This is a genomic window from Halorhodospira sp. 9621, from assembly GCF_022228055.1.
GTDB lineage: Bacteria > Pseudomonadota > Gammaproteobacteria > Nitrococcales > Halorhodospiraceae > Halorhodospira > Halorhodospira halophila_A.
The window spans coordinates 19911-27716 of record NZ_JAJNRD010000030.1; the positions used below are offsets into that span (position 1 = coordinate 19911).

At 71.5% G+C, this 7806-nt stretch carries 4 protein-coding genes; all 4 read right to left on the reverse strand.

Features of this window, described 5'->3' with window-relative positions:
- Positions 1 to 3 precede the first annotated feature (3 nt).
- Complete coding sequence (locus LRF89_RS11390; RefSeq protein ID WP_238637149.1) at positions 4 to 1524, reverse strand: TolC family protein; 1521 nt, start codon at positions 1522 to 1524, stop codon at positions 4 to 6.
- Positions 1511 to 4564: an efflux RND transporter permease subunit gene (locus LRF89_RS11395; RefSeq protein WP_338018525.1), complete on the reverse strand. Its 3054-nt coding sequence runs from the start codon at positions 4562 to 4564 to the stop codon at positions 1511 to 1513. The genes LRF89_RS11390 and LRF89_RS11395 overlap by 14 nt, the downstream gene beginning before the upstream one ends.
- Positions 4561 to 5781 carry an efflux RND transporter periplasmic adaptor subunit gene (locus LRF89_RS11400; RefSeq protein ID WP_201171768.1) on the reverse strand — a complete coding sequence of 407 codons (1221 nt, stop codon included), beginning with the start codon at positions 5779 to 5781 and terminating at the stop codon, positions 4561 to 4563. Before LRF89_RS11400 ends, LRF89_RS11395 begins: the two co-directional genes overlap by 4 nt.
- 98 nt (positions 5782 to 5879) lie before the next feature.
- Positions 5880 to 7806, reverse strand: a 1927-nt coding sequence (gene ligA, locus LRF89_RS11405; RefSeq protein ID WP_238637150.1) for an NAD-dependent DNA ligase LigA, incomplete at its 5' end; no start/stop codon positions are given.

The following is a 7806-nucleotide window of genomic DNA, read 5'->3' on the forward strand; positions in this document are numbered from 1 at the left end:
GCCTCAGTGCGGCGCACCCTCGTCGGTCGCCGCCTGTATGCCGCGACGCTCCAGCAGCGTACCATCCAGCCGGTAGAGTTCGACCAGCGCGGTGCGGTACTCCACCTGCGCCGCCGCCTCGCTGATCCGACTCTCGAGCAGATCGCGCTGGGCCTGGACCACGGCGAAGGCGGTCGCATCCCCGGCCCGGAAGCGCTCATCTGCTGCGCGCACCTGCTCCTCGCGGGCACGGCGGGTGGCACGGCTCGCCTCGATCTGGGCGGCCGCCCGCTGCAGCTCCAGATGGGCCGTGCGGACATCGTGGCGCACCAAGCGGGCCATATTGCTCAGACTCAGATTGGCCTGGTTGCGCAGGGTCAGCGCCTGGCGGTGCTCCGCCTCAGGGGCGCGATTGGTCAGCGAGCGTCCCAGGGAAATCCCCACCTGCGCGTCGTAGCTGGACCCGTCCAGGTCCCGGGGCGCACCGCTGAAAGAATCGGCATATCCACTGCTGCCCAACTGGATAAACAACTCGAGCTCGGGCAACAAGCCATTCCGCGTCCGGGTAACCTGCAGGTTCTCGCTGCGCAGATCCAGGCGGGCCTGATTGAGTTCCGGGCGCCGCTCCAGGGCCAGGGCCAGGTGCTCGGCCACCGGATCGGGCTCGACGACCAGGCGCTCGGGGTCGGTCAGGGGCTCGATCTCTCGATCCTCCTGGAGCTGATCCTCGCTGCCGATCAAGCGCAGCAGCTCCAGCCGCGCCGCCTCGCGGCGGCTGCGCGCATCGATCAGCTCCTGGCGGCGGAGGGCGGCCTCGGACTCCAGCGGGGCCAGCTCGGTCTCGGCCAGGTCGCCCAGCTCGATCCGCTGCTCGGCCCGCTCCACCTCCTGCTCGGCCAGCTGCAGGGACTCCTCGAAGATGGCGATCTCGCGGTCGGCGAGCACGAAATCCCAATACGCCGACTCCACGTCCGCCACCAGTTGCTGCGCGAAGCCCTGCAGCTCGTGCTCCGAGCGCAGGGTTTCCAGCTCCGCCTGGCGCAGGCTGACCAGGTTGACCGCTCGCCCCCGGCCCTGCAGGAGCTGCTGGCTGAGCCGTAGCTGCAGGCCACTGGTATGAAGCTCCTGCCCGGTTTCACGATCCTCGTCGAAGTCCTGGACCACCGACAGGCGCCACTCGGCCCCCATAGGCAGACGCTGACTGATGCCGGCCGAGAGCCCGACGTCGGTGCGATCGGTATCCCGCGCCCGACCCGTCTCAAGGCCGATCTGCTCCAGCTGCCGCCGCCGGTAGTCCCCCTCTAGGAAGACTTCCGGATCGAACGCCCCCAGCTCGATCTGCTCAAAGGTGCCCGCCACCACCGGGCCGAGGCGCTCGGCCTGGAGCGCCGGATTGTGCTCGACAGCGCTGTAGACCGCCTCCTCCAGGCTCAGCTCCCACGCCTCGTCGCCGCCGGCCACCACGCGGCCGGCGAGCAGCAGCGCCGCGCCCAGGAGCAGGCCGCCGGTCAGCGGGCGGCGCCAGCCGCAGTCACACCATCGCATGCCGTCTGCCCTTCGCCGAGTGGAACAGGGTGAAGACCACCGGGATGACCACCAGGGTGATCAGGGTGCCGGTGATCAAACCGCCGAGCACGGCGCGGGCCATGGGGGCCTGCGCCTCGGCGCCCTCGCCAATGCCCAGTGCCAAGGGCAGCAGGGCCAGGCCGGTGGTCAGCGAGGTCATGAGCACCGGGCGCAGCCGTCGTCGCCCGGCGATGAGCACCGCCTGACGCGGCGGGGCCCCGCGGACCAGGCTGCGGTTGGCGCGGTCGACGAGCAGGATGCCGTTGTTCACCACGATCCCGGCGAGCAGGATGATGCCGATGAACGACTGCGCGCTGATGGTGGTGCCGGTGGCCCAGAGCATCCCCACCACGCCGACACCGGCCAGGGGCACCGTGAACATCACCACCAGGGGATTGCGCAGGGATTCGTAGAGCGAGGCCATGACCATGTAGACCAGGGCCACCGCCAGCAGCAGGGTGATGGTCAGCTGGCTCAGCGCCTCGGCCTGCTCCTCGTAGTCGCCACCGATGCGCCAGCCGTAGCCACGCGGCACCGGGACCCCGGCCAGCTCGGCGCGGGCGTCGGCCACCACCGAACCGAGATCCCGGCCGCTGATGTTGGCCTGCAGCGTGGTCACCCGCTGGCGGTCGCGCCGCTCGATGGTCAGCGGCGACTCGCCCTCCACCACATTGACCAGGCTGTGCAGAGCCACCAGCTCACCGCTGCGGTTGGGCACGGTGAGATCGAGCAGCTCTTCACGCTCGATCTGCCGGGCATCGGCCAGGCGCACACGGATCGCCACCTCCTCGCCGGTATCCCGATAGAGCCCGGCGCGGGCACCCGCCACGGCCACCTCGATGGTATTGGCGATGCGGCTGACCGAGACGTCCATATCCGCCGCCCGGGCCCGGTCAATGTGCAGCTGTTCCTCCGGCGCCGAGCGGTCCTGACCGGTGCGCACGTCGGTGACCCCCTCCACCCGGCTGACCCGCTCCTCCATGGCGCCGGCCACGCGGTCCAGGGTCTCGCGCTGGAAGCCGAAGACCTCGATGGTCAGCTCCTCGCCCTCGGCGCCGAAGCCACCGCGGGTCGGCCGGGTCTGCCGGGCGCGCACGCGCACCTCGGCGCCGGGGGTGGCCTGGAAGGCCTCGCGAAGCTCGTCGGCCACCTCTTCGGTGCTGCGATCGCGCTCGGTGACCGAGACCAGGGAGAAGTCCAGGCGGCTGGTGTCCCCGCCGCCGGCACGGAAGCCGCCGGTGCCGGAACTGGAGACCCAGTGCTCGGCCTCGGGCACCATGGCGACGGCCCGCTGCTCGATCCGGCGCATGCGCTCGTCCATGAACGCCAGCGACACCCCCGGCTCCCACTCGAAGCTCATGCGGATGTCGCCCTCGTCGGTGCCGGGCATGAGCTCGGTGCCGAGCCGCGGCACGATAGCCACCGCCAGCACCACCAGCGCCGTGGCCAGGCCCATCACGGCGCCGCGGCGACTGAGCACACCGCCGAGCAGACGCCGGTAGCCACGCTCCAGTGCTCGGTACCAGGCCACCCGGGCCACCCCTTCGGAGCGCTGGGGCAATCGGGCGGCGAGCATCGGCACAACGGTGAAGGCCACAATGAGTGAGCCGAACAGGGCGAAGCCGACCACCCAGGCGAGCTGGGTGAATAGCGCCCCGGCGATCCCCTCGAGAAAGACCAGCGGCACGAAGATAGCCAGCGTGGTCAGGGTGCTGGCGGTCACCGCCGGAGCCACCTCTAGGGTGCCGTTGACCGCCGCCTCATAAGGGGCCAGGCCGCGCTCGCGGCGGGCCATGATCGACTCCAGCACCACGATGGCGTTGTCGACCATCAGCCCCACGCCGAGCGCAATACCGCCCAGGGTCATCAGGTTCAGGGTGAAACCGGCAAAGTAGACCAGGGCGAAGGTGGTGACCAGCGACACCGGGATGGCCACCGCGGCCACCATGGCGGCGCGCAGGTCGCGCAGGAAAATCAGCAGCACCACCAGCGCTAGCACACCGCCGAGCAGGATCGCCCGCCCCAGGTTCTGCATCGAGCGCTCGATATAGACGGCGGTGTCGCGCACTGGCGTCAGGCTGACCTGGGGCAACTCGTTGCGCAGCTGCTCCAGTTCCGCGCGCACCCGCTCTGCCGTCGCCACGGTGTTGGCGTCGGAGCGACCGCGGACCGCCAGGCGGATCCCCGGCTCACCGTCGATGCGGATACGCCGCGTCTCCTCCTCGTGAGTGTCGCGGACCTGCGCCAACTGCCCCAGCCGGACCAGCGATCCGTCTTCCCCGCGGGCCACCGGCAACCCCTGCAGCGCGTCGAGGTCGGTCACCCGCCCCGGCACGCGCAGCCCGAGTTCCAGGCGGCCCTCCGCCCGGCGCCCGGCGGCCACCTCGAAGTCGGCATCCGCAATGGCCTCACGAACATCCTCCAGGGAGAGCTGCGCGGCGCGCAGACGCCCCGGATCCACTGCAACCTCGATCTCTCGCTCAAGACCGCCCCAGATATCCAGGGCCCCGACCCCGGGCACCCGCTCCAGGCGGTCGCGAATGCGGTCCTCGGCCAGAGAGCGCAACTCGATGGGATCGAGCTCGGCAGACAAACCGATAACCAGAACGGGACGGTCGGAGAGGTCCAGAAAGCGCAGCCGCGGCCGATCGGCCTCGTCCGGCAGATCGCGGACGATCCGATCCAGCCGCTCGCGGATGTCGTTGGCCGCGGCCTCCAGATCGGTCCCCCAGGCAAAGGAGAGGCTGACGTCGCCCTGATCCTCGGCTGAGACCGATTCGATGCGCTCCACCCCGGCCACCGGGGCAACAGCGTTCTCGATGGGCTCGACGATCTGCGACTCCACCTCCTCGGGGCCCGCGCCCGGGTAGTTGGTGGAGATGCGCAGGGTGGGGTATTCGATCTCCGGCAGCAGGTCCACCGGCAGCCGGTCGAGGGCGTTCAGGCCCAGGGTCACGGCGATCAGCGTGACCATCACGGTAAAGACCGGACGCCGGGCGCAGAAGGCGGCGATCTTCACGGCGCGGCCACCTCGTTACCCGGCTCGCCGACCACCTCGACGCGACTGCCGTCGGCGAGCAGGTGCTGACCGAGGGTCACCACGGCGCCACTCAGGGGCGCCTCGCCCTCCGCCTGCGGGCGCACCTCGACGCGCCCCCCGGCACGCAGACCGGTCTCCACCGGCACTAGGCGCACCCGCGGCGGACCCTCCTCGGCCTCCTTGAGCAGAAAGACCGAGGACCGGCCGCCGCGCTGGATGACCGCCTCGCGGGGGACGGTGACCACGTCCTCGGCGCGCCCGACCTCCACCGCCAGGCGGGCGAACATGCCCGGACGCAGGCGGCCTTCGGGGTTGGGCACGGTGAATTCCACCCGGGCCTGGCGCGTGGTGGCGCTGAACAGCGGGGCCAGGCGAGCCACCTCGGCCGGGAAATCGGTATCCGGGTAGCCCTCGACGCGCAGCCGCGCGGCCTGGCCGGGCATCAGGCGGGCGTACTCCCGTTCGGTGACGAACGCCTCGGCCCGCAGCTGCGAGACATCCAGCAGGGTCAGGATCGCCTCGCCGGCGCTGACCGTGGCACCGGGGTCCTTGAAACGCTCGCCGACCACCCGCTCGCCGTCGTCCCAGTCGGCGCGGATCTCGGTGAACGAGCGGCGGATCTGCGCGGCGCTCAGCGCCGCCTGCTGCTGGGCGATCTGCGCGCGCGCCAGCTGCACGCGGCTGCGCTCGGCGGCCACCTGGGCTTCGGCCGCCTCCAGCTCGGCGGCGGATGCGATCTCGCGCTCCCTCAGCTCGCGGGTGCGGTTGAGGTCGCGCTCGGCGGAGGCCAGGGCCGCCTGGCTCTCGGCCAGCTGCGCGCGTGCTACCTCGAGGCCAGCCTCGGCTTCGGCCACCTCCTGCGCCACCTCCTGATCATCGAGCCGGGCGATCAGGTCGCCGGGCTCGAGGGTGTCACCGATGCGCACCTCCAGGCTGCGCAGCTCACCGGTGACCTTGGGGGCGAGCTCGTAGCGCACATTCGCCTCGAGGTTGCCGTCGAAGCGGCGCACATCCTTCAGGTCGCGACGCTCCACCGGCTCCACTTCGACGGCTACGGCGGCGCTCTCGCGCTCCCCGCCGGGGCCGGCGCCGGTACCCAGGTCGGCGCGGAACAGCGCCACGGCACCGATCACGATCAGGGCACTGGCGCCCCACAGGAGGAAGGTCTGGATGCGGCTACGGGCTCTGACGGGCATGGAGTCTCGATCGGTTCACCGGTTGGAGAGGTGCGGCAAAGTATACCAATCCCCTGGGCCGCTTCGGGGAAAACCGGCCCGGGCCCGCTGCGCAGTGGCTACGCCCCGCGCTCGCCGAGCAATTCCCGCAGGCCGGCTTCATCGAGGATTTCGACACCGAGTTCCCGGGCCTTGTTCAGCTTGCTGCCGGCATCCGCCCCCGCCACCAGGTAGTCGGTCCGGCTCGAGACGCTGCCGGTCACCCGACCGCCACACGCCTCGATGGCGGCCTTGGCCTCGTCCCGGGTCAGGCCCTCCAGGGTGCCGGTGAGCACCAGGGTGCAGCCGGCCAGGGGTGACGCGGCGACCTGCTCCGGCGGTTCCGGCTCAGGCCAGCGGACCCCGGCGGCGCAGAGGTGATCGACCACGTCGCGATTGTGGGGCTCGGCAAAGAAGCCGGCGATGGCCCGCGCCACCACCGGGCCGACATCCTCCACGGCCTCGAGCTCCTCGGCCGGGGCCGCCATCACCCGCAACAGCGCCTCGCTGGTGATCGCCGTCCCCGCTTCCACGCCGGCGGCCTCTCGCAGCCGGCCCAAATCGCCGCGGGGGATCGCGGCCGTCAGACCGTAGGCCGCTTCGGACAGGCGGCGCGCGGTCACCTCACCGACATGGGGAATCCCGAGGGCGTAGAGGAACCGCGCCAGCGTTGTACGCCGCGCCCGCTCGAGGGCGGCGAGGAGGTTATCGGCGGACTTGTCGCCCATACGCTCGAGCCCGGCCAACTGGGCGTGGCTCAGGCGAAACAGATCAGCCAGGTCGGCCACCAGCCCCTTGGCCACCAGCTGCTCGACGATCTTCTCGCCCAGCCCGTCGATGTCCAGGGCGCGGCGGGAGGCGAAGTGGAGGATGGCCCCCTCGCGCTGCGCGGGGCAGTAGAGGCCGCCCACACACCGGTGGGCCGCCTCGCCCTCGATGCGCTGCACCGCCGAACCGCACTCCGGGCAGGTCTGCACGCGCTCCTCGAAGCGCCACGGCTCGGCCTGCCGCGGGCGCTTGTCGTGAATCACGGCGGTGATCTGCGGGATGACGTCGCCGGCACGGCGCACCATGACGGTATCGCCTTCGCGCACGTCCATGCGCGCCAGCTCGTCGGCGTTGTGCAGGCTGGCGCGGGCAACGGTGACACCGCCCACCTCCACCGGCTGCAGCCGGGCCAGGGGGGTGACCTTGCCGGTGCGTCCCACCGAGGGGACGATCCGCTCGACCACGGTGGTCGCCTCCCGGGCCGGGAGCTTGAAGGCCAGGGCCCAGCGGGGGGCGCGGGCGGTGAAGCCGAGCTGCTCGCGGGCGGCCAGGTCATCGACCTTGAACACGGCGCCGTCCACCTCGAAGGGCAGTGCATCCCGGTCCTCGATGAGCCGCTCGCGGTAGGCCTGGCACGCGGCCACGCCTTCCAGGCGCTCCAGCGGCGCGGTGGTGCGAAAGCCCCACTCGGCCAGGCGCTCGAGCACCTCCCAGTGGGTGGCCACCCCCAGCGCCAGCGGCTCGCCGACGCCGAAGGTGAACAGGGTCAGCGGTCGCTGCGCGGTGATCCGCGGGTCGAGCTGCCGCAGCGACCCGGCGGCAGCGTTGCGCGGGTTGGCGAAGGGCCGCTCGCCCGCCTCGAGACGGGCCTGATTGAGCTGCTCGAAATCCTCCTTTCGGATCACCACCTCGCCGCGCACCTCGAGCCGCGCCGGATGGCCGCTGCCGCGCAGGCGCAGCGGCACGCTGCCGACGGTGCGCACGTTGTGGGTCACGTCCTCACCGCTCTGCCCATCGCCCCGGGTCCCGGCACGCACCAGCACACCGTCCTCGTAGGTCAGGCTCAGCGAGATGCCGTCGAGCTTCGGCTCACCGGTGTAGAGCACGCTGGCCACGCCGAGCCGGTCGCGGATGCGGCGGTCGAACTCGACCAGATCCTCGCCCTCGAAGGCGTTGTCCAGCGAGAGCATGGGGGTGTCATGGGCGACGGCGGCGAAGCCCTCCTGCACGGTCCCGCCC

What these genes read in the sequence shown, in the direction of transcription:
- LRF89_RS11390 (WP_238637149.1), bottom strand. Translation starts at nt 1,524, where the DNA reads ATGCGATGGTGTGACTGCGGCTGGCGCCGCCCGCTGACCGGCGGCCTG.
- LRF89_RS11400 (WP_201171768.1), bottom strand. Translation starts at nt 5,781, where the DNA reads ATGCCCGTCAGAGCCCGTAGCCGCATCCAGACCTTCCTCCTGTGGGGC.